At 67.9% G+C, this 18876-nt stretch carries 17 protein-coding genes and 1 tRNA gene; 7 read left to right on the top strand and 11 right to left on the bottom strand.

Annotated elements, in window-relative coordinates; translation table 11 throughout:
* Window positions 1–2 precede the first annotated feature (2 nt).
* Window positions 3–689: a cell division ATP-binding protein FtsE gene (gene ftsE / locus RPIT_RS05250; RefSeq protein WP_077341318.1), complete on the bottom strand. Its 687-nt coding sequence runs from the start codon at window positions 687–689 to the stop codon at window positions 3–5.
* Window positions 690–786: 97 nt separating this feature from the next.
* Window positions 787–1899 carry a peptide chain release factor 2 gene (prfB, locus tag RPIT_RS05245; RefSeq protein WP_077341316.1) on the bottom strand — a complete coding sequence of 371 codons (1113 nt, stop codon included), beginning with the start codon at window positions 1897–1899 and terminating at the stop codon, window positions 787–789.
* 63 nt (window positions 1900–1962) lie between these two features.
* On the opposite strand from prfB, the gene RPIT_RS05240 reads away from it, so the two are divergent.
* The 5 genes from RPIT_RS05240 (at window position 1963) to RPIT_RS05220 (ending at window position 6087) form a co-directional block, all read left to right on the top strand.
* Window positions 1963–2418, top strand: a complete 456-nt coding sequence (locus RPIT_RS05240; protein ID WP_077341314.1) for a GatB/YqeY domain-containing protein — start codon at window positions 1963–1965, stop codon at window positions 2416–2418.
* Between the two features lie 65 nt (window positions 2419–2483).
* A complete protein-coding gene (locus RPIT_RS05235) occupies window positions 2484–3275 on the top strand; it encodes a hypothetical protein (protein WP_077341312.1) in 792 nt (263 codons plus the stop codon).
* 27 nt (window positions 3276–3302) lie between these two features.
* Window positions 3303–3376, top strand: a tRNA-Val gene (locus RPIT_RS05230).
* Between the two features lie 445 nt (window positions 3377–3821).
* Window positions 3822–4334, top strand: coding sequence for a hypothetical protein (locus tag RPIT_RS05225; RefSeq protein WP_077341310.1), 513 nt, complete (start codon window positions 3822–3824; stop codon window positions 4332–4334).
* Window positions 4335–4995: 661 nt separating this feature from the next.
* Window positions 4996–6087 (top strand): IS110 family RNA-guided transposase, encoded by a 1092-nt coding sequence (locus RPIT_RS05220; protein ID WP_077341308.1) that lies wholly within the window; start codon window positions 4996–4998, stop codon window positions 6085–6087.
* 80 nt (window positions 6088–6167) lie between these two features.
* Here RPIT_RS05220 and RPIT_RS05215 read toward each other — a convergent pair whose 3' ends face one another.
* The 9 genes from RPIT_RS05215 to RPIT_RS05175 form a co-directional block, all read right to left on the bottom strand.
* On the bottom strand, window positions 6168–8378 hold the full coding sequence (locus RPIT_RS05215) for a 6-phosphofructokinase (RefSeq protein ID WP_077341306.1): 2211 nt from the start codon (window positions 8376–8378) through the stop codon (window positions 6168–6170).
* Window positions 8375–8785 (bottom strand): DUF3052 domain-containing protein, encoded by a 411-nt coding sequence (locus RPIT_RS05210; protein WP_093664709.1) that lies wholly within the window; start codon window positions 8783–8785, stop codon window positions 8375–8377. Before RPIT_RS05210 ends, RPIT_RS05215 begins: the two co-directional genes overlap by 4 nt.
* A gap of 124 nt (window positions 8786–8909) precedes the next feature.
* Complete coding sequence (aceE, locus tag RPIT_RS05205; RefSeq protein WP_077341304.1) at window positions 8910–11699, bottom strand: pyruvate dehydrogenase (acetyl-transferring), homodimeric type; 2790 nt, start codon at window positions 11697–11699, stop codon at window positions 8910–8912.
* Between the two features lie 126 nt (window positions 11700–11825).
* Complete coding sequence (locus RPIT_RS05200) at window positions 11826–12062, bottom strand: hypothetical protein (RefSeq protein WP_077341302.1); 237 nt, start codon at window positions 12060–12062, stop codon at window positions 11826–11828.
* A gap of 1 nt (window position 12063) precedes the next feature.
* Window positions 12064–12771: a hypothetical protein gene (locus RPIT_RS05195; protein ID WP_143028181.1), complete on the bottom strand. Its 708-nt coding sequence runs from the start codon at window positions 12769–12771 to the stop codon at window positions 12064–12066.
* Between the two features lie 92 nt (window positions 12772–12863).
* Entirely contained in the window at window positions 12864–13883 is a 1020-nt protein-coding gene (locus RPIT_RS05190; protein WP_077341298.1) for a PHP domain-containing protein, read from the bottom strand.
* Window positions 13880–14305, bottom strand: coding sequence for a thioesterase family protein (locus RPIT_RS05185; protein ID WP_218121525.1), 426 nt, complete (start codon window positions 14303–14305; stop codon window positions 13880–13882). Before RPIT_RS05185 ends, RPIT_RS05190 begins: the two co-directional genes overlap by 4 nt.
* 8 nt (window positions 14306–14313) lie before the next feature.
* On the bottom strand, window positions 14314–15726 hold the full coding sequence (locus RPIT_RS05180; protein ID WP_077341294.1) for an alanine/glycine:cation symporter family protein: 1413 nt from the start codon (window positions 15724–15726) through the stop codon (window positions 14314–14316).
* A 73-nt stretch (window positions 15727–15799) separates the two neighbouring features.
* On the bottom strand, window positions 15800–16525 hold the full coding sequence (locus RPIT_RS05175) for a precorrin 6A synthase (protein ID WP_077341292.1): 726 nt from the start codon (window positions 16523–16525) through the stop codon (window positions 15800–15802).
* A gap of 44 nt (window positions 16526–16569) precedes the next feature.
* Here RPIT_RS05175 and RPIT_RS05170 point away from each other — a divergent pair, with 44 nt between their 5' ends.
* Window positions 16570–17751 carry a PucR family transcriptional regulator gene (locus tag RPIT_RS05170; RefSeq protein WP_077341290.1) on the top strand — a complete coding sequence of 394 codons (1182 nt, stop codon included), beginning with the start codon at window positions 16570–16572 and terminating at the stop codon, window positions 17749–17751.
* Window positions 17752–17932: 181 nt separating this feature from the next.
* Entirely contained in the window at window positions 17933–18871 is a 939-nt protein-coding gene (locus tag RPIT_RS05165) for an ACP S-malonyltransferase (RefSeq protein WP_077341288.1), read from the top strand.
* Window positions 18872–18876 lie beyond the last annotated feature (5 nt).

Below are 18876 nucleotides of genomic sequence, written 5' to 3'. Positions count from 1 at the left end.
CCTCACGCCGTTCCGTAGATGCCCTTGGCCTGGTCGCGCACGAGCTCGCCTTCGCGAAGCTCGAGCACCCGGCGGCGCATCTGGTCGACGATGGACGAGTCGTGGGTGGCCATGATCACGGTGGTGTCGGCGCGGTTGATGCGGTCGAGCAGTTTCATGATGCCCACCGACGTTTCGGGGTCGAGGTTGCCCGTCGGCTCGTCCGCGATGAGGATCTTCGGACGGTTGACGAACGCGCGGGCGATCGCGACGCGCTGCTGCTCGCCGCCAGAGAGCTCTTCGCAGGGTCGGTTCTCCTTGCCGGTGAGACCCACCAGATCGAGGGTGTCGGGGACGATCCGGCGGATCTCCTTGGCGGGACGTCCGATCACCTGCAGCGCGAACGCCACGTTCTCGTAGACGGACTTCCCCGGGAGGAGCCGGAAATCCTGGAAGACCGTGCCGATCTGTCTCCGCAGCGCCGGCACCTTCCACTGGTTCATGGTGGTGAGGTTCTTGCCGGCCACGTAGAGCGTGCCCCGGGTCGGCCGGTACTCCCGAAGGATCAACCTCAGGAAGGTCGACTTGCCGGAGCCGGACTGCCCGACCAGGAAGACGAACTCGCCTCTGCCAATCTCCAGGTTGACGTTGCGCAAAGCGGCGCGCTCCTGCCCGGGATAGAACTTGGTGACGTCCTCGAACGTGATCACGTGGGTACTCCGGCGGTTGGGGAAGAACCTGAGAGAATCTCAGTCGTGGAGAGTTTAGGCGAACCGATCAAGCGCGCCTAGCGCGACACGCGTGGGCCTACGCCTGAGCCTCGGTCTTCTTACGCCAGCGGATGCCCGCGTCGATGAAGCCGTCGATGTCGCCGTCGAAGACCGCGTCGGGGTTGCCGACCTCGTGCTCAGTGCGCAGGTCCTTGACCATCTGGTACGGATGGGTGACGTAGGAACGCATCTGGGCACCCCACGAGTTGCCGCCGTCGCCCTTGAGGGCGTTCAGTTCCTTTTCGCGCTCGGAGCGCGCGCGCTCGAGGAGCCGTGACTGGAGCACCCTGAGGGCCGCCGCCTTGTTCTGCAGCTGAGACTTCTCGTTCTGGCAGCTGACCACGATGCCGGTGGGCAGGTGAGTAATGCGAACTGCCGAGTCGGTGGTGTTGACGGACTGTCCACCGGGACCGGACGAGCGGAACACATCGATGCGGAGCTCCGCCTCGGGAATGTCGATGTGGTCGGTCTCCTCCGTGACGGGGAGCACCTCGACGCCCGCGAAGGACGTCTGCCTGCGGCCCTGGTTGTCGAACGGCGAGATCCGCACCAGACGATGCGTCCCCTGCTCGACCGACAGGGTTCCGTAGGCGAAGGGGGCCTTGACGGCGAAGGTGGCCGACTTCAATCCCGCCTCCTCCGCGTACGACGTGTCGTAGACCTCGGTGGCGTAGCCGTGACGATCGGCCCACCTGAGGTACATGCGCATGAGCATCTCGGCGAAGTCCGCGGCATCGACGCCGCCGGCCTCGGCACGGATCGTGATGAGGGCGTCGCGGGGGTCGTAGTCGCCCGACAGCAGCGTGCGGACCTCGAGCGTTGCGATGTCGCGGGCGAGGCGCTCCAGTTCGCCCGCCACCTCCTGGCGGGTTTCGGCATCGCCCTCGTCCTCGGCCATGCCGAGCATGAGTTCCGCGTCGTCGAGCCGGGAGCGGAGACTGACGAGACGATCGACCTCCCCCTGCTTGGCTGAGAGCTGCGACGTGATCCGCTGCGCGTTCTCCTGGTCGTCCCACAGATCGGGCGCCGCTACCTGCTGCTCCAACTCACCGATCTCGCTGCGCAGCTTCGGGAGGTCGGCGACCGCCTCGATGGAATCGAGGGACCGACCGAGGTCAGAGATGCGGGTTGAAAGATCGTCGCTAGCCACAATCGACCATTCTACCGGCGCTGACGGCGCCTGCCACAATGGTGCGTGAGAGAAGGGAACCCCATGGGAGCCACGAAGAGACGACTCAAGCAGGATCTGGCCGCTGCGCTGCGCGCCAAGGACGAGACTGCCAAGACCAACATCCGCATGATGATGGGCGCGATCACGGTCGAGGAGGTCGCCGGCGATTCGGCCCGCGAGCTGTCCGACGCCGAAGAACTGGCTGTCATCACCCGCGAGATGCGCAAGCGCCGGGAGGCGTCGGCGATCTACGCCGAGGCCGGCCGTGCAGAGCTGGCCGAGAAGGAGGCCGCGGAGGCGGACTTCCTGGCGGCGTACCTCCCCGCTCCCCTGACTGAGGACGAACTGGCTGCCCTTGTGGACGAGGCGGTCGCCGACCTCGGACACGCCCCGACGATGAAGGACATGGGCGCTCTCGTCAAAGCCGTCGGGGCCAGAGCCGACGGCCGCGCCGAGGGAAAGCAGATCGCCGCGCTGGTCCGCGCCAAGCTGGGCTGAACCCTCAACGATCCCTTCAGGGCGAGCTTCGCTCCCACGGGACCTGAGCAGTACGCTCCCGAGCTATGAAGCCGATCGGATCACAGCGCGGATCTCAGCGCTTCGTGCGCCTGCTCCTCGCACTGGTGTTGGGTGTCGCCGCCGCCGTCGTGGCCCTTCCGGCCCAGGCTGTAGACGTCTACACCACACCGGGCAAGCACAACCACAACGGTCGTCTGTGGAACACCGAGTGCGAGATGTACTCCTCCAACGTCGAGCGCTGCCGAACTGACATCTGGGCCTACACCGTTGTCCTCGAGGGCGGCCGCTACGTGGAGCGGGCAGGGTGGGCCTTCAACAACCTCACCTACAAGAAGAGCCCGCGGGCCACCTGGGAGGCGTGGAGTCCGCTGGTGACGCCCGGCGTCCACGACGTCGACGGCCGCCTGTGGAAGACCGAATGCGACACCTCGTGGACCGGCGGCAACGCGTGCCGCTCCATGATCTTCGCCACCGTCGTCGAGGCCGACGGTGACAGCTTCAAAACGACCACCAAGTACGTGTTCAACAACATCGTCCACCTCAGTCCCGTCCCCTGCCCCGTGTCGCAGCAGCTCCTGCGCTCAGGCACGAACCGTTCCGACGCCGTGATCCAGGGATGCGAGAGGTCGGCCGCCGACACCTCGTGGACGGCCGTCGATTTCTCGATCGCTGGCGCCGACGACGAGATCGTCATGGCCACCGCGCTGTTCAGGCTCGGTAGCGACGGGTGGATCTACAAGGCACACAACGGCTTCGCCAGTTCGGGTTTCTGCGGCTGGGCCACCGCGATGAAGGCACCGGCGGATCTGGCCGACCACTTCCCTTACTGCTCTTGACGAAAAGTTGGCTAATGTTGGTGCGCCGGGCGCATAGCTCAGTTGGTTAGAGCACCTGCCTTACAAGCAGGGAGTCGGGGGTTCGAGTCCCTCTGCGCCCACCCCTGAGGTGTCGAGAGGAGGCTGACGTTGACCGGACGACGCGGCCTACCTCCCGACGATCAATCTCTCCCGGGTACCCCGACCCCCCGTCGATCAGCAGCGTCTCCCGTGTCGCCCCCGTCTCCTACGTCGCACCCCCGCCGATCCGCCACGGACCCGACGACCGACGCGACCCCCGGCCGCGGCGTCTGGCTGGGAATCGTGTCGCTGGCTGTGGTCCTGGCGATCGTCGTCGGCGCCCTCTACCTGATCCTGGGGCCCTTTCCCCGCACCGAGCCCCCCGTGCCTCCGGGCGGCGCGGCAAGTCGGTCCTCCGACCCCTCGCCCGCTCCGTCTGCCTCCCTGCCTGCCACGGACGTACCGCAGTCCCCGCCCAGTGCTGCGGCCAGCCCTGGGACGACCACGCCCGCCCCGCCCGTGCCGTCGGCGTCAGCATCACCCTCCGTGAGTCCCGCGGCGGGGGTTCCCCTGGATCTCGACGGTGCCGTGCTGACGGTGCCCCCAGGCTGGAGGCTCTACGCCGACGAAGTGGTGCAGGACGAGCGCCGACTGGTCCGACTGAGGGAGTTGACCACCGACACGCGCATCCAGGCGGTGGTCCTCACGAGTGTCGAGGAGGATCTCAACGACGCCTGCCTCGCACTGGTGGCGGACCAGCGGCAGGGCTATACGGGTGTCGCCGAATCGCTTGCCGTCGACGTTCAGACCGACCCCACCGGGGAGGCCGTGTCCTGCAACTTCACGGGCACCCGCACCAGCGACTCCGTACCGAACAAGGTCGAGTTCACGCTCATCCGGCGCGATTCCGACGGCAGCACGCTGTTCTTCCGCGACACCATCCCATCCGCTGTCCCCGACGACTCCCCCGCGCTCGCCCAGCTGACCGCCATCGAGTGCGCCGCCGCCGACACCTTCGGCGTGCAGGTCATCGCCTGCGCCACGTCACCGTCGAGTTGAGTCTGCGCACGGGACGCGGTTGTTCCCACCGTGGCCCTGAGTGGGGAGCGAGGAACGAGAGAACGATCCCACCGTCGCCATGAGTGGGGAGCGAGGAACGAGAGAACGATCCCACCGTCGCCCTGAGTAGGGAGCGAGGAACGAGCGAACGATCCCACCGTCGCCCTGAGTAGGGAGCGAGTAACGAGAGAACGATCCCACCGTCGCCCTGAGTAGGGAGCGAGTAACGAGAGAACGATCCCACCGTCGCCCTGAGTAGGGAGCGAGGAACGAGCGACCGTATCGAAGGGTGCCACACGGCTGCGCTGACCTTCGACAGGGGGCCTGTTGCGAGCCCTTCGATACAGAGAGGATTGGGGGTACCGGGTTTCCCGGGGATCAGCAAGGATGAGGGTGCCGGGCTTTCCGGTGGTCTTGTGGTGGTGGCTGTCTTCGATACTGCCCTGGAGGGCGTTGCAGCGATGTGCCCTGCCTCGTTGATCCCTGGGAGATCCGGGCCGGTGTCTGACCCCGCGTGCGGGTTGGGGGATGGGTCAGGCCGGGGCGGTAGCTTGATAAGACCGTGCCCCGCGTGTGTGGGGCTCATCTCTGTAGTGCTCCGGTCCCCGGCCTGCTGAGCCATCCCTCCCGGCTGATAGTGACAAGCCTTGAGGGAGGCAACATGTACAAGACATCACACACGCGCGGTCACCGCAACCCCCCATCAGGATCGGTGGTGGTGGGTATCGATACCCATCTGGACATCCATCACGCGGCGTTGGTGGATGCGGCGACCGGTGCTCCGGTGGCTGACCAGCAGTTCCCGGCCACCCCGGCCGGCTATCTTGAGTTGCTGGACTGGGCTGTGGGTCATGGCAGGGTCTCGCGGGCCGGGGTGGAACAGACCGGCACCTATGGTGCCGGGTTGAGCGCCGTGTTGCATGCTGCCGGGATCGAGGTGATCGAGATCAACCACACCGAACGAGGTGACCGGGCCCGGCACGGGAAGACCGATGAGCTCGACGCGTACCGGGCGGCGACCGCGGCGGCGGCCGGCACCCAGAAGGGCCTAGCCAAGCACTATCATCCCGCGATCGCCGCGCTACGACCGTTGATGGTGCTGCGGGCCCATCACCGGAGCTCCAGGCAGCGGGCCTGGGGCCGTGTAGGCGGGATGCTGGTGACCTGTCCCGACGACCTCGCTGACCAGGTGCGGGGGTTGAACTCGGCCCAGAAACTGGCCCGGATCGCCGCGTGGCGTCCCGACCTGACTCGTCTCCACGACCCTGTCAACAGTTACAAACTCGCCCTCAGGGACCTCGCCCGTGCCTGCCTCGACCATGATCGGGCCATCGTCGAGATCGATGCGCAACTGCTCAGGATCCTCACCCCGATCGCGCCGACCCTGCTGGCCCAGCATCATGTCGGGCCAGTGACCACTGCCCAGTTGTTGATCACCGCCGGTCACCCCGGCCGGATCACCTCCGGTGACGCGTTCGCCAAACTTGTCGGCGTGGCACCACTGCCCGTTCAATCGGGAAAGTCCAGCCGGTGGAGATTGTCGCGCTCGGGCGACCGGCAAGCCAACAGCGTCATCCACCGCGTCGTCATCGGACGCCTCGGAACCGACCCGCGATCCAAGACCTACATCCAACGCCGAGTATCCGAAGGAAAGACCCGCTCCGAAGCCATCCGAGCACTCAAACGACACGTCACCCGAGACCTCTGGACCGCCCTCCAAACAGACCTCAACAACCTCCCCCACACCACTTGACAGACCATAAGACCTTCGCGGCCACTCGTCCCTCATGGCCGCTACTCAGGGAAACGTGGGAGAGTGCAGCTGTCGGTTGGTTACTCCTGGCCGGGGCGTCGGCTGAGTTGGTCGAAGACGGAGCGCAGGCGGAGCCACCACTGTTCGTGGGGGCGTTGGTTGTCCCAGTCCATCGCGTCGGTGACGGTCCGCAGTGGCGCCAGCAGGGTCGGTGCTGCGCTCGAAGCCGCCACGTAGTCGCTGCGACCGGTCTTGAGCTGTCCGTCCAGGTTGACGACCGCCTGGTAGGCCAGCCGCGTCGCGTTGATCCGATCGAAGGGCGAAGGAGTGCCGCCCTGTTGGACGTGTCCGATGACGGCCTGACGAACCGAATACAGCCCACGGCCCTCGGCCTCGAACAGCTTCGCCACCACATCGGACGTGTAATGCTCGCTCGCCTCCTCGCCCATCACGGCGAGGTAGAAGGTACGGCCACTCTCGAAGGCATCGACGAGCGCCTCCACGTCGGTGGACAACTCCGCGAGGCTGAGGCCAGTCTCGGGAAGGTAGGCCTTCTCCGCACCCCCGGCGATGCCACCGACCAGTGGTAGGAAGCCACACTGACGGCCCATCGTCTCGACGACGAACGCCCGCTTGCTCGCGGAGGCCGACATCCGCACCATGTCGATGGAGTCCACGACGGTGTTGAGTGCCGTGTCCGCACCGACCGCCATCGGCCAGCCGGGCAGGTTGTTGTCGATGCTGGCCGGCAACAGGGCGATGGGGATGTCGAACGCCTGGTAGCGCCGCCGCTCGCGCTCCATCATGTCCACGGTCGCGTAGGCGTGGAAGCCCCCCATGACGAGCAGGGCGTCGATGTTGTGCTGCTCAATGGTGCGCGCCATCTGGTACAGGTCGCTCTCAGCCGGGACGAAGCGTCGCGTACCGAACGCCGCGCCTCCGGTGTTGGCCATGCCCTCCACGTCGGACCAGGTGACCTCGTCGACGTCGCCGGCGATGAGGCCGGGGACCCCTCCACGGACGGCGAGCATCGTGTAGCCGCGGTCGAGCCCCGATCGGACCGCCACCCGAGCCAGCTGGTTCATCCCGGGCGCCAGAGCCCCGGCGTGCATGATCGCGATCCGACGCGCGCCGGGCGTCGGGCGAACCGACGGCTCCGCCTCGATGAGCATCCGGTAGACATCGATCATCGTCGTGAAGCCATGCCCGCGGGCCTCGACGGCGGCCTGGTACTCGGCGTCGGCAACGAGCCCGGCGATCCGGTGGGTGTCCTCGACGGCCTGCACGAGAGGCGTGGTGTGGACGGCGTCGCGGTGCACCCCGACGAGCACCGGCTCGCTGCCGGGTTCGGCCTCGAGAACCCGACGCACGGCCTCGACACCACACGCCGTCGCCATCCACCGGTCGTACGCCGACGGGGTGCCACCGCGCTGCACATGGCCGAGGATCGTGATCCGGGCTTCCTCCCCGGCGCGTTCCCGCAGCACCTGCGCGATGGTGGTGGCGGTGATGGGCTGCCCGGACCGATCGGCGGCGCCCTCCGCGACCATGATGATGGAATCGCGGCGACCGGCGGCCCGGCCCCTGGCCAGCACATCGATCATCCGCTCCTCCCAGCCGTCGCGTGGGGGCGACTCCGGCAGGAAGGTGTAGTCGGCGCCGCCCGCGATGGCGCTCATGAGGGCTAGGTAGCCGCAGCGGCGGCCCATGACCTCGATGATGAACGTGCGGCGGTGCGACTCCGCGGTCGAGCTGATCGCGTCGATGGCCTCGGTGATCCGGTGGAGCGCCGAGTCGGTGCCGATCGTCATGTCGGTGCCGACCATGTCGTTGTCGATCGAGCCGACGATGCCCGCAATGTGGAGCGCGGGGTGCGCTGCGGCCTGATCGCTCGTGATCCGACCCTCGGAGAGCAGCTGCTCGACGTAGTCGGACCACGACAGGCAGAGCTGGCGGCTTCCGGTGAGCGACCCGTCGCCTCCGATGACGATCAGCCGGTCGATGCCGTTGGCGATGAGGTTGGCAACGGCCTGGAGCTGGCCCTCACGGGTCATGAACTCCAGCGACCTCGCGGTGCCGATGACGGTGCCGCCCTTGTTGAGGATGCCCGAGACGTCGCTCCATCCGAGCTGGACGATGTGATCCTGGCCGGCGATGGCGCCGGCCCAGCCCTCCTTGATCGCGAAGACCTCGGCACCGGAGTGGATGCCGCTACGCACGATCGCGCGTACCGCAGCGTTCATCCCCTGGGCGTCTCCGCCCGAGGTCATGACTCCGATGCGTGCCATCATCGTCTGGTGTTCTTGGGACGGACCACCTTGGTCGCCTGCCAGTCGGGTGCGACGTTGGCCGTCCTGGTCAACGACAGACCCGCAATGGTCACCCCTTCAGCGACCGAGCTCGGGTCGATGAACCCCGAGCGGCCGACCTTGGGCGTCAGTAGCCAGATGATGCCCTTGTCGGTGAGGTCCGTCATCGCGTCCACGAGTCCGTCGGCCACATCGCCGTCGTCGTCGCGCCACCACAAGATGACGACGTCGACCGCTTCCAGCGGTTCATCGACCATCTCCGCGTCGATGGCATCCATGATGTCGTCACGCAGATCGGCGTCGACATCCTCATCCCAGCCGAGCTCCTGCACCACCAATCCGGGTTCGAGTGCAAGTAGTTCGGCTCCAGTGAGTCCTTCGGTGTCCACGCTCCAAGCCTGCCAGATGGGCCGCGACTTCGCACGGGGGGCCAGCTCTAGGCCACCGCGGACCGCTACGGACAGGCCGGACGGGGCCGATCGTGTGTGATCGGCCCCGTCCGGTTCGAGTGTGTCAGGCGTCCCCGCCGGCGTTGCCGGAGGAGCCGGCCGTGACGTCGTCCAGCCGGTACTTCTCGGCGGCCTTCGTGGCCCACTCCATCGGCACCTCGCCCGCGGCCGCCAGCCGCTGCAGCACAGCCACAGCGATGGACGGGCCGTCGATCTTGAAGAAGCGTCGAGCGGCGGCGCGGGTGTCCGAGAAGCCGAAGCCGTCGGCACCGAGAGTGGTGTAGTCGCCCGGCACCCACTGGCGGATCTGGTCCGGCACTGCGCGCATGTAGTCGCTGACGGCGACGACAGGCCCGGGCGCGTCGGCGAGCTTCTTCTCCACCCAGATCGGGTCGTGCTCCCCTGTCGGGTCGGCGAACTTCGCCTCGTCGGCCTCAAGGCCTTCGCGGCGGAGCTCGCCCCAGGAGGTCACGCTCCAGACATCGGCCACGATCCCGAAGTCGGCCTTCAGCAGTTCCTGTGCCTCGAGGGCCCACGGCACGCCGACGCCGGAGGCGAGGATCTGGGCGCGGCGGGCGTCCTCCCCCACCCCGTCAAAGTTGCCGGGCTTGAGCAGGTACATGCCGCGGAGTATCCCCTCGACCTCCACGCCCTCAGGTTCGGCGGGCTGCACGATGGGCTCGTTGTACACAGTGAGGTAGTAGATGATGTCCTCGGGCTTCTCCCCGTACATCCGACGCAGTCCGTCGCGCACGATGTGTGCGATCTCGTAACCGTAGGCCGGGTCGTAGGAGACCACCGCGGCGTTGGTGGAGGCGAGCAGCGGCGAGTGGCCGTCCATGTGCTGGGTGCCCTCGCCGGTCAGCGTGGTGCGCCCCGCCGTGGCACCGATGAGGAAGCCGCGCGCCAGCTGATCGGCCGCCGCCCAGAGGCCGTCACCCGTGCGCTGGAAGCCGAACATCGAGTAGAAGATGTAGATCGGCACCATCGGCTCGCCGTGCGTGGCGTAGGACGAGCCGGCCGCCGTGAAGGCGCCGACGGAGCCCGCCTCGTTGATGCCGGTGTGCAGGATCTGGCCGGTCTTCGACTCCCGATAGCTGAGGAACAGCTCGTTATCCACCGGGGTGTAGTTCTGACCGTGCGGGTTGTAGATCTTGATCGTGGGGAAGAAGGCGTCCATACCGAACGTACGCGCCTCGTCCGGGATGATCGGCACGACGCGGGGGGCGAACTCCTTGTCGCGCATGAGGTCCTTGAGCAGCCTCACGAACGCCATCGTGGTGGCCACCTGCTGGTTGCCCGAACCCTTCTTCGAGGATTCGTAGGACTTGTCCCCCGGCAGCGAGATGAACTTGCGGTCGCCACGTCGCTCCGGCAGGTACCCGCCGAGCTCCGCGCGGCGTGCCTGGAGGTACTTGATGCGGGGATCGTCGGCCCCCGGGTGGATGTACGGAGGACGGTAGGGGTCCTCTTCCAACTGGGCGTCGGAGACGGGGACGTCCACCCGGTCGCGGAAGCTCTTGAGGTCGTCGAGGGCGAGCTTCTTCATCTGGTGCGTGGCGTTGCGCCCGGCGAAGTGTTTGCCGAGGAAGTAGCCCTTGATGGTGTGGGCGAGGATGACCGTCGGCGCACCGGTGAATTCGGTGGCTGCCTTATAGGCGCCGTAGACCTTGGCGAAGTCGTGCCCGCCGCGGGTCAGGCGCCAGATCTCGTCGTCGGTCCAGTCCTTGACCATGGCGGCGGTCCGTGGATCGCGCTCGAAGAAGAACTTGCGCACGTAGGCGCCGTCGTTGGCCTTGAAGGTCTGGAAGTCGCCGTCCGTGGTGGAGTTCATGAGGTTGACCAGTGCGCCCTCGTGATCGTTGGCGAGCAGCGGGTCCCACCCGCGGCCCCAGACCACCTTGATGACGTTCCAGCCCGCGCCGCGGAAGAAGGCCTCGAGTTCCTGGACGATCTTGCCGTTGCCGCGCACCGGGCCGTCGAGCCGCTGCAGGTTGCAGTTGACGACGAACGTCAGGTTGTCGAGCTCCTCGTTGGCGGCAAGCTGCAGGACGCCGCGCGATTCGGGCTCGTCCATCTCGCCGTCGCCCAGGAAGGCCCAGACGCGCTGGTCGGAGGTGTCCTTGATGCCGCGGTTGTGGAGGTAGCGGTTGAACTGCGCCTGGTAGATCGCGTTGAGGGGCCCGAGGCCCATCGACACCGTCGGGAACTCCCAGAACTTGGGCATCTGGTGCGGGTGCGGGTAGCTCGGCAGTGCACGCACTTCACCGTCGACGATGTGGGAGTGCTCCTGCCGGAAGCCGTCGAGGTCGACCTCGTCGAGTCGTCCCTCAAGGTAGGCGCGGGCGTACATGCCCGGCGACGCGTGTCCCTGGAAGAAGATCTGGTCGCCGCCGCCCGGGTGGTCCTTCCCGCGGAAGAAGTGGTTGAAGCCGACTTCGTAGAGGGTGGCGGACGACGCGTACGACGCGATGTGTCCGCCGACGCCGATGCCGGGGCGCTGGGCGCGGTGCACCATGATGGCGGCGTTCCAGCGCAGGAGACGGCGGATGCCACGCTCAAGGGTCTCGTCCCCCGGGAAGGCGGGCTCCTTGGCTGCGGGGATGGTGTTGACGTAGTCCGTGCCGGTCAACGAAGGCACTCCGATGTGCCGCTCGCGTGCCCGCTCGAGGAGCTTCAGCATCACGTACCGGGCGCGGTTCCGGCCTCCGGCATCGATGACCCCGTCGAGGGATTCCAGCCACTCGGCGGTCTCCGCGGGATCGATGTCCGGCAGATTGGTGGGCAGACCATTCAGGATCGGTCCGGCCTCGTTCTGACTCACGAAAGTTCCTCTCGGTAGAGCAAGCGGCATCACATCGTGTGAGCGTGTCGGTTCACCACCCTACTACGCACTGCAGGTGCCCGGTGGGGGTCCAGACAGCGCCGCGCCCCCCGGGCATTCCGGGGGGCGCGGTGGTGGTGACGAATGGCGACGGGGCTACTGGTGAAGCCTCGGTGGGATGGGTGGCACGGGCATGTCGCCGCCCTCCCCGTCTCCGTAGATGTCGATCTTCTCGCCGTCGGCGTTGATCCGGTTGCCCTCCTCATCGACCCGGTGGCCCTGGTCGTCGATGCGGAACCCGAACTCGTCGCGGCGGTAGCCGTCGTCCATGCGCTCGTCGGATACCTCGCGAAGCGGTTCGCCGAGCGGCTGATCTGTTGATTCGTCGACCATGTCAGAGCCTCCTGTCGTCGTCGGGGTAGTCCTCGACCGGGTTGCCGTATGGGTCCAGCCGACGGCCCTGGTCGTCGTAGGCGGGGCCGTCGTCGTCGAGGTCCGAGCTGCCGAGGTCGACGTCCGTGTCGGCGTGGTCGTCCCGGTGGAGTCCGGCGTCGCGAGTGTCGTCGATCGGGCGCCCCGCGTCTCGGAGTCGGACGTCTTCGTCGGGGTCACGGTCAAGAAGGCCGTCGCCGTCAGGATCGACGCCCCGGTGGTCGTCCTCACCGAGGATGCGGTTCCCGTCCCGGTCGGTGCGCACGTCAGGATCCCGACGGTCTGCCTCACGGATCATCTCGTCGTGCTCCTTCTCGGCCCGCTCGTAGTCAGCGTGGCTGCGGTCAGCCTCTGTGATGAGGACTTCGGCGTCTTCAGTGGCATAGGCGGCCCGCTCCTCGGCGGCCTCTGCCTCTTCACGGAGCCGCTCCGCTCGCTCGGCCTCGAGCAGGGCCGCGGATCGGGCGGCCTCAGCCTGCGACCCGAGTTCATCGGCCCTCTCACGGCGCTTACCGAGCAGGTGCTCCTCCTGCGTCGCCTTGGAGCGGAGCTCCTCGGCTCGCTGACGGTCCGCAACCTGCTTCTCCTTGGCTCCGGCCACGATGGCGACAATGACGATGAGCGCGATCACGACGATCAGCACCCATACCCAGATAGGCCAGTCAGGCATGGTTTCCTCCTCCACGTAGACAGTGGTTTCGGTTCAGCGTAACCGGCTCCGGCCGTTGCCGGAAGGGATCGGCGGCATTGCCCGGGGGCAGGTCAGGGCTTGGTGTGTCGCCGCGCGTGATCGAGGAGCTTCGCGACGGGCCAGGTCGTGATGATGCGGTCCGGGTCGATTCCGGCCTCGGCGGCGCGCGCGGCGCCGTAAGTGAGGAAGTCCAACTGGCCGGGCGCGTGCGCGTCCGAATCGATGGCGAACAGGCAGCCGGCCTCGCCGGCCAGGCGAATGAGTTCCATCGGCGGATCCTGCCGCTCCGGCCGCGAGTTGATCTCCACCGCCACCCCGAACATCGCGCAGGCAGCGAAGACGATCTCCGCGTCGAAGCCGGACTCGGGTCGCCAGGAGCCGTCCTTCCTGAGCTTCCTGCCGGTGCAGTGCCCCAAGACCGTGGTGACCGGGTTGGCGACGGCGGCGACCATCCTGGCGGTCATGGCGGCCGAATCGGCGCGCAGGTCGGAGTGGACGCTGGCGGTGACGACGTCGAGACGCGACAGCAGGTCCGGGCCCTGGTCCAGGCCGCCGTCGGCGAGGATGTCGACCTCAATGCCCTTCAGGATGCGGACGCTGCGCCCGGCCTGGACCCGGTCGATCTCGTCCCACTGCGCCAGCAGCCGCTCACGGCTGAGGCCGTTGGCGACGCGAAGCCGGGGCGAATGGTCCGTGACGGCGAAGTATTCGTGCCCGAGGCTCTCGGCCACCCGCGCCATCTCCGCGACGGAGGAGCCCCCGTCCGACCAGGTGGTGTGCGTGTGGAGGTCGCCCCGTAGCTGGCGCCGGAGCGCGTCGCCACGCGGGTCCAGCGACGTGCCCCCGGCCTCGCGACGGGCGGCCAGCGAGTCAGCCACCCGACCAGCGCAGGCGGCGGCGGCGACGGCCGCCGTCTTGGGACCGAACCCGGGCAGTTCCCGCCATCCCGCCTCCGTCCTCGGACGATCTGGCTCGGGGATGGCCTCGGCCAGGTCTGCGGCGTCGCGGAAGGCGCGCACGCGGTAGGTGTCTGCCCGCTCACGCTCCAGCCAGAACGCGTACTCGCGCAGGGCCTCGGCCGGGTCGGTCATCGCTCGATCGACTCGCGCCGCCTCTGGACGCCGGCATCGAACTTCTCGCGGTTGATGACCGCCCTCGTGTGGCGTCCCTCGCCGATGGGTCCGGCGTCGTCGCTGAGCGTCACGGTGAAGGTCAGGATTCGGCCGTCCACCTCCACGAGCTCCGCCACCGCGGTCACGGTCAGGCCGACCGGCGTCGGGGCGGTGTGGGTCATGTCCACGCCGATGCCGACGGAGTCCTCCCCCTCGTCGAGGTGAGGTGCCATCGCCTCCATCGCCGTGCACTCGGCGAAGGCGACCATGTACCCCGTGGCGAACACCTGCGGCATCTCCGCGAACCGCGGGTACTTGCTGCTGACTTCCGGAACGGTCAGCGACTCATCCACCGTGACCGACAGGGTTCCGGTGATCCCCGGGCGCATTGAATCCTTCACGGCGTCACCTAGGCTTCCCGCACCTGGTCGGCCATGAAGTCGTCCACCTCGGTGCGTCCGGCACGAAGCTTCGGATCGTTCTTCAGGTAGTGGGCGGTCTCGCGGGCGATGAGTCCGGACAGGATGAGCAGACCGATGAGGTTGGGCAGGGCCATCAGACCGTTCATGACGTCGGCGAACGACCAGACGATGCCGAGCGGGATCGTCGCGCCGACGTAGACAACGAGCGTGAAGACGATGCGGTAGGCGAGCGTCGCGCGCGCCCCGAACAGCCTCTCGACGCACCGGTCGCCGTAGTAGGACCACCCGAGGATGGTCGAGGATGCGAACATCACCACGCCCAGCGCCACGATGTACTGCCCCCAGTTGCCGGGGAGCCCGGTGCTGAACGCCATGGAGGTCAGCACCGCGGCGTTCGCGTCGGCCTCCCAGACTCCGGTGGTGACCAGCACGAGGCCGGTGCAACTCACGACGATGATGGTGTCGATGAACGTCTGCGTCATCGAGACGAGCCCCTGGCGGACGGGGTGCGTGGTCTTCGCGGCGGCCGCCGCGATCGCAGCGGAGCCCATGCCCGATTCGTTGGAGAAGATGCCGCGGGCAACACCCATCTGGATGGCGATCATGAGTCCGCCGATGGCGCCACCGGTGGCAGCCTGCCCGGTGAACGCCTGCCCGAAGATGAGGGCGAAGGCACCTGGCACGTCGGTGATGTTGACGGCCAGGATGAACAGCGCTCCCAGGACGTACAGGACGATCATGATCGGCACGAACGCTGCGGTGACCCGCCCGATGACCTTGATCCCGCCAAGGATGACGAGGCCCACGAACACGGCCAGGACGATGGCGGTGATCTGCGTCGGCACGCCGAAGGCGTCCTCCATGTTGGCCGCCACCGCGTTGCCCTGGGTCATGTTGCCGATGCCGAAGCTCGCCAGCACCGCGAACACGGCGAAGATGATGCTGAGCGCCACACCCCACTGTCCGGGGAGCGCCTTCTTGAGGTAGTACTGCGGGCCGCCCGAGACCTCGCCCTTGTCGTCGACGGTGCGGAACCGCACGGCCAGGAAGGCCTCGGAGTACTTGGAGGCCATGCCGACCAGGCCCGTCACCCACATCCAGAACAGCGCCCCCGGTCCCCCGATCGAGATGGCGGTGGCGACGCCCACGATGTTGCCGACGCCCACCGTGGCGGCGAGCGCGGTGGTGAGCGCCTGGAAATGGGAGATGTCGCCGCCCTCGGCGTCATGGTCATGGCGTTCCCAGAGCGCCAGCCTCATCGCTGACCCGAGGGTCCGGAACTGGATCCCGCGCAGACGCACGGTCAGCCACAGCCCCGTGAGAAGGAGAAGAGGGATGAGGAAAAGCGGGCCCCAGACGAATGAGGCCGTTGAATCGAGAATGTCCTGGAGCTGCTGCATCGCTGGTGCCTTCCGGTCGGGGGAACGCGGTCAACCTAGACCCAGCGACGTCCAACGCGTGGGACCGCCCACGTTACGGACGCAGGAGATAGGTGTCGTTCAGCCATCCGTGATGGGCCTGCAGCTTGTCCCGCAGGTCCACGAGGTCCGGCAGTACCTGTCGCAGGGGGCCGTTGGCGAGCACCTGATCCTCCGTGCCGAGGAAGGCACCCCAGAAGATCTCGAGGTCCGGGAACTCCTCCGCCAATCCCCGGCAGGTGAGGTCGGGGTCGTTGAGCACCACGACATCACCCAGCCCCGGGTCGTAGTCCGACAACAGCCTTGGACCGGTCGTGATGTGGACCGCGCGTCCGTCCAGTGCGATCTGGTGGGCGGCCGCGAGCACCTGCGGCGCGCTGACGCCGGGGATTACCTTCACCTCGAGCGGGTGGGCGGATCGGAGCGCATCGACGACGCGCAGGATCGAGTCGTACGTCACCGGGTCCCCCCAGGCCAGGAAACCCACGGTGAGGTCGTCGGACAGCCCGCCGAGGATCTGCCCGTAGGTGGCCAGCCGCGCATCGTCCAGGTCGTCCGGCGGTGGGTGGTCCCGGCCGGGATCCAGGACCGTGATCACGCGGTGAGCACGGGCGACGTGACGGCGGATCACCTCGCTGCGCAGCCAGACGAGGTCGGGGGCGTCGTCGCTGTGGTCGCCCACGAGGAAGACGTCCACCTCGTTCATCGCGTCGACGGCGTCGAGCGTCAGCTGCCCGAAGCCTCCGGGGCCCATCCCGATCACGAACACCCTGCGCGCCATAGCGACAGCCTAGCCGCACCGATCGCGGGCACTAGGCTGACGCCATGGATCACCGCCCCGGCACAGCGCCCGCCCTCATCTCGTCGTCGCGCGCCCGCACGGCGCTGCTGAAACGGCTGAGCGCGGCCACCTCTGAGATCAACACGGCGACCGTGACCGCCATGACCCAGCGTCACGAGTGGTTCGGTCAGCTGGACCCGGAGTCGAGGTCGTGGATCGGCATCCTGGCCCGCGCCGGCATCGACGGATTCGTCACGTGGTTCTCCGGTGCCGAGTTCAAGGCGGAGACGGTGTTCGAAGCCGCCCCTCGGGCGATGGCGCGACGGATCTCCCTCCAGCAGACCGTCGACCTGGTGCGCACGACCACTGAGGTCCTGGAGGAACAACTCCAGCACCTCCTGCCGCGAGGGGACCGCCAGCCGGTGCAACTGGGGATCGTGCACTACTCGCGCGAGATCGCCTTCGCCGCCGCCGCGATCTATGCCCGCGCCGCGGAGGCGCGCGGCGCCTGGGACTCGCGGATCGAGGCGACGATCGTCGACGCCGTGGTGCGTGCCGAAACCGACGAATCCATGCTCTCGCGCGCCTCCACCCTTGGCTGGAACACAGAGTCCCGCGTGGTCGTGGCAATCGGCGGGATGGCGGAGGACGGCAGCATCGATGCGCTCCGCCGCGCCGCCGCCAAGCTCTCGCTCGACGTCCTGGCCGCCCCGCAGGGCGACCGCCTGGTGTGCATCATCGGGGGCGCGGGGGTCACCGAGCCGGTCGAGACCTGTGACCGCATCGCGCAGTTGCAGGAGCATTTCGCGACCGGTCCAATCGTCGTCGGGCCGACAGCCGAGACGCTCGCCGGGGCACCGCGTTCGGCCCGCGCCGCCGCCTCGGGCTACCGCGCCGCGAAGGCTTGGCCGGAGGGCCCGAGGACCCTGCTGTCGGTGGATCTCCTTCCCGAGCGAGCGTTGGCGGGAGACGGCCACGCCCGCCGCGTCCTGGCCTCGGAGCTCTACCCCGCCCTGGCCGCGCACAAGGAACTCCTCGACACGTGCGTGGGCTTCCTCGACTGCGGCTCCTCGATGGAGGCGACCGCCCGCGCCCTGTTCATCCACCCCAACACGGTGCGCTACCGCCTCAAGCGCATCCAGGAGGTCACCGGTTACAACCCAGCCGATCCACGCGAGGCCTACATCCTCCGCATGGCGATCACGCTCGGCCGGCTCCACGACTGAGCGCGGTCCGTAACCGCCGACGCCGGGCAACACCGGCGTGATTCAGTGCACCCGACAAGCGTCACCCCCCTCTCAGGGCTGCTAGCTCGAGAGGGCTTGTCAGAACTCCACAAACCGCTGCGTGATAATTTCGTGACATTCGATCCCGCCTCCGACGCGGGGGCCGGGAAGACTGAATCTCGTGCTTGCAATCGTCGCGCCCGGTCAAGGCGCCCAGACCCCCGGCTTCCTCACTGCGTGGCTCCAGGACCCGGAATCCGCCGAACGTGTGGCGCAGATGTCGGGCGTCACCGACCTCGACCTCGCCCACTTCGGCACGGAGGCGGATGCCGAGACCATCCGCGACACCGCCGTGGCGCAGCCGCTCCTCGTGGCCGCCAGTCTCGTGGCGGCCCGCGCCCTGTCGGCCGACCTCGCCTCTCTCGCGGACGTCGTCGCCGGTCACTCCGTCGGCGAGCTCGCGGCGATGGCACTCGCCGGAGTGCTGCACGACGACGACGCGATCAAGCTGGTCCGCGAGCGCGGGCAGGCAATGGCTGAGGCCTCAGCGCTCCGCGAGACCTCCATGACCGCCGTCGTCGCCGGCAAGCCGGACGAGGTGCTGGCCGCCATCGAGGAGGCCGGCCTCACCCCCGCCAACAACAACGGCGCTGGACAGATCGTCGCCGCGGGCACCGTCGAACAGCTCGCAGCCCTCGCGGACAACCCACCGCGACGGGCTCGGCTGGTCCCGCTCAGCGTGGCCGGCGCATTCCACACCGTGCACATGGAGCCCGCCGTCGAGCGCCTGACGCGAGTCGCCGAGGGTGTGGCCTCCGCCGCACCACGCACGCGCCTGATCTCCAACCGAGACGGGGCCGTCGTCACCAACGGGGATGACGCCCTCCTGCGGATGATCAACCAGGTGGCCAACCCGGTCCGCTGGGATCTCTGCATGGAGACGATGACGCAGCTGGGGGTGACGGGCATCCTCGAGCTGACGCCCGCCGGCACGCTCACCGGAATCGCGAAGCGGAACCTTCCCGGCGTGGAGCTGTTCAACCTCGACTCCCCCGACCAGCTCGATGACGCGCGGGCGTTCTGCCGCACCCACTCCACCTTCCACAACGACGAGAACTGAGCGAC

Origin of the sequence: Tessaracoccus flavus (assembly GCF_001997295.1) — a bacterium.
In the GTDB taxonomy this organism is placed as follows: domain Bacteria; phylum Actinomycetota; class Actinomycetes; order Propionibacteriales; family Propionibacteriaceae; genus Arachnia; species Arachnia flava.
The sequence above is the reverse complement of the archived record's forward strand: the minus strand, read 5'-3'. Positions and strand labels throughout refer to the sequence as shown.

Bases quoted from the DNA above. Each gene is read 5' to 3' on its own strand.
- RPIT_RS05240 (WP_077341314.1), top strand. From the start codon at position 1,963: ATGGGAGCCACGAAGAGACGACTCAAGCAGGATCTGGCCGCTGCGCTG.
- RPIT_RS05235 (WP_077341312.1), top strand. From the start codon at position 2,484: ATGAAGCCGATCGGATCACAGCGCGGATCTCAGCGCTTCGTGCGCCTG.
- RPIT_RS05220 (WP_077341308.1), top strand. From the start codon at position 4,996: ATGTACAAGACATCACACACGCGCGGTCACCGCAACCCCCCATCAGGA.
- RPIT_RS05215 (WP_077341306.1), bottom strand. From the start codon at position 8,378: ATGATGGCACGCATCGGAGTCATGACCTCGGGCGGAGACGCCCAGGGG.
- aceE (WP_077341304.1), bottom strand. From the start codon at position 11,699: ATGCCGCTTGCTCTACCGAGAGGAACTTTCGTGAGTCAGAACGAGGCC.
- RPIT_RS05200 (WP_077341302.1), bottom strand. From the start codon at position 12,062: ATGGTCGACGAATCAACAGATCAGCCGCTCGGCGAACCGCTTCGCGAG.
- RPIT_RS05195 (WP_143028181.1), bottom strand. From the start codon at position 12,771: ATGCCTGACTGGCCTATCTGGGTATGGGTGCTGATCGTCGTGATCGCG.
- RPIT_RS05190 (WP_077341298.1), bottom strand. From the start codon at position 13,883: ATGACCGACCCGGCCGAGGCCCTGCGCGAGTACGCGTTCTGGCTGGAG.
- RPIT_RS05180 (WP_077341294.1), bottom strand. From the start codon at position 15,726: ATGCAGCAGCTCCAGGACATTCTCGATTCAACGGCCTCATTCGTCTGG.
- RPIT_RS05175 (WP_077341292.1), bottom strand. From the start codon at position 16,525: ATGGCGCGCAGGGTGTTCGTGATCGGGATGGGCCCCGGAGGCTTCGGG.
- RPIT_RS05170 (WP_077341290.1), top strand. From the start codon at position 16,570: ATGGATCACCGCCCCGGCACAGCGCCCGCCCTCATCTCGTCGTCGCGC.